The 1,541-nt window shown below is 68.8% G+C and carries 2 protein-coding genes; both read left to right on the top strand.

What is annotated here, in order from left to right:
- Positions 1 to 113 precede the first annotated feature (113 nt).
- The gene (locus tag RTM68_RS17110; RefSeq protein ID WP_194764514.1) at positions 114 to 1,079 is read left to right on the top strand and encodes a MoxR family ATPase; all 966 of its coding nucleotides are present in this window, start codon (positions 114 to 116) and stop codon (positions 1,077 to 1,079) included.
- 7 nt (positions 1,080 to 1,086) lie between these two features.
- Positions 1,087 to 1,541, top strand: a 455-nt coding sequence (locus tag RTM68_RS17105) for a DUF58 domain-containing protein (protein ID WP_312173260.1), incomplete at its 3' end; no start/stop codon positions are given.

Here is a 1,541-nt window from a genome sequence, read left to right as displayed (position 1 = left end):
CGGGTCCGCCCGCCCCGCCGGCTCCTCCCGCGACCCGGGCCGAGGCATCCGCGACAGCATCGTCGGCATCGACCCCGGCGCCCAAGAACTCCGCCGCTCCCACCGACGCCGAGATGCGCCGCGCGAGCGAGGTGCTGAAGACCGTCTCCGATGCCTACTCCGCGAAGATGGTCGGCCAGGAGCGCCTGCGCATGAGCCTGCTGATCTCGCTGATCGCCGGCGGCCACATCCTGCTCGAGAGCGTGCCGGGCCTCGCCAAGACCACGGCCGCGAGCACGCTCGCCGACACCGTGAAGGCGCAGTTCAAGCGCATCCAGTGCACGCCCGACCTGCTGCCCAGCGACATCACCGGCAACCAGATCTACGACGCCGCGACCGGGTCGTTCCGCACGGTGCTCGGCCCCGTGCACGCGAATTTCGTGCTGCTCGACGAGATCAACCGGTCGAGCGCCAAGACCCAGAGCGCCATGCTCGAGGCGATGCAGGAGCACCAGACCACGATCGGCGGCGAGGTGCACCACCTGCCCCAGCCGTTCCTGGTCATCGCGACCCAGAACCCCATCGAGCAGGAGGGCACATACGAGCTGCCCGAGGCGCAGATGGACCGCTTCCTGCTCAAGGAGATCGTCGAGTACCCGAGCCCCGCCGAGGAGTTCGAGATCCTCGGACGCATCGACTCGGGCGTGCTCGATCCCGACCGTCACGTCTCGAGCGCGATCACTCTCGACGACGTGCGTCTGCTGCAGGACGTGGCGAGTCGCGTGTACGTAGACCCGGCGATCCGCAACTACATCGTCTCGATCGCGTACGTCACCCGGAACCCCGCGCCGTACATCGGCGAGGAGCGCGCCCGGTACATCAAGTACGGTGCGAGCCCCCGCGCGAGCATCGCCTTCCTGCAGGCATCGCGCGCATTGGCGCTGCTCAACGGCCGCGCACACGTGCTGCCCGAAGACATCCGCTCCCTCCGCCACCTCGTGCTGCGCCACCGCGTGCTGCTGACGTTCGAGGCCGACGCCGAGGGCATCCGCAGCGAAGAGATCATCGACCAGATCTTCGCCTCCGTGCCGACCCCCTGACTCTCCCATGCCCAGCCTGATCGCCCAGGTGAAGAGCAAGCTCTTCATCCACTCGTCGCGCAAGTCGCTGCACGCGCTCGACGGCGCCTACGCGTCGCTGCTGCACGGGCGCAGCCTCGACTTCGAGGACCTGCGCAAGTACGAGTACGGCGATCAGGTGCGCGACATCGACTGGCGAGCGACCGCGCGGCTGGGCACTCCCCTGGTCAAACGTCACCGTGCGATGCGCATGCACACGATCCTCTTCGTGGTCGACACGGGCCGCTCGATGTCGGCGCTCGCACGCGACGAGAAGACGAAGAAGGACCTCGCGATCCTCGCGACAGGCGCACTCGGCGTACTCGCGTTGCGCCACGGCGACGACTTCTCGCTCGTCCACGGCGACGCCGACGGCGTGCGCCGACGAGCTCCGGGCCGCAGCGAGGGGGCCCTCGAGCACGCACTGCGCACGATCGACCGGTC

This window comes from Microbacterium sp. (assembly GCF_031988965.1).
Classification (GTDB): Bacteria; Actinomycetota; Actinomycetes; order Actinomycetales; family Microbacteriaceae; genus Microbacterium.
The sequence above is the reverse complement of the archived record's forward strand: the minus strand, read 5'-3'. Positions and strand labels throughout refer to the sequence as shown.

Coding starts and splice junctions, on each gene's coding strand:
- RTM68_RS17110 (WP_194764514.1), top strand. CDS start 114: ATGCGCCGCGCGAGCGAGGTGCTGAAGACCGTCTCCGATGCCTACTCC.